We start from the raw sequence: 619 nt of genomic DNA, 5'->3' as shown, positions 1-619 counted from the left end.
GTCCACAACGGAACCGCACCCGAGAAGGCACCTGTTCTGCACCCGTGGGGTTCGACGCTGGTCATTGCCGCACCGAGAAGCGGCAACGCCCAGCGGGAGGAACCACCATGGCCCAGGCCACCACCACCCAGCCCCAGCCGGTCGGCGCCGACGAGCTGGTCACCGCACACCTCCCGCTGGTCGGCCACGTGGTCCGCGAACTCCTCGCCCGAGTCCCCGCCCACATCCGCCGCGAAGACCTCTTCTCCGCCGGCTCCGAAGCCCTCGTCGCCGCCGCCCGCGCCTTCGACCCCTCCCGTGGCACCCCCTTCGCCGCCTTCGCCTCCCTGCGCATCCGCGGCGCCCTGCTCGACGAGCTCCGCGGCCTGGACTGGGCCTCCCGCTCCGTGCGCGGCAAGGTCCGCCGCGTCGAAGCCGAACGCGACCGCTTCGTCGCCGACCACGGCCGTGTCCCCACCCCCACCGAGCTCGCCGACCGCATGGGCACCGACACCCGCGACATCACCGCGATCCGCGACGATGTCGCCCGCGCCACCCTCACCAGCCTCCAGGCCGCCTTCCCCGACGGCACCGACCACACCGGCACCGGCGGGTTGGCCCACCACGACCCCACCCCCGA

General features: G+C 74.0%; 1 protein-coding gene. It reads left to right on the top strand.

All coding sequences use genetic code 11. The features are described from left to right. Positions 1-107: 107 nt before the first annotated feature. On the top strand, positions 108-619 hold a 512-nt coding region (locus BU204_RS37905; protein WP_269844688.1), incomplete at its 3' end, for a sigma-70 family RNA polymerase sigma factor.

The sequence above is a fragment of the Actinophytocola xanthii genome (genome assembly GCF_001921205.1).
In the GTDB taxonomy this organism is placed as follows: Bacteria; Actinomycetota; Actinomycetes; order Mycobacteriales; family Pseudonocardiaceae; genus Actinophytocola; species Actinophytocola xanthii.
The sequence above is the reverse complement of the archived record's forward strand: the minus strand, read 5'-3'. Positions and strand labels throughout refer to the sequence as shown.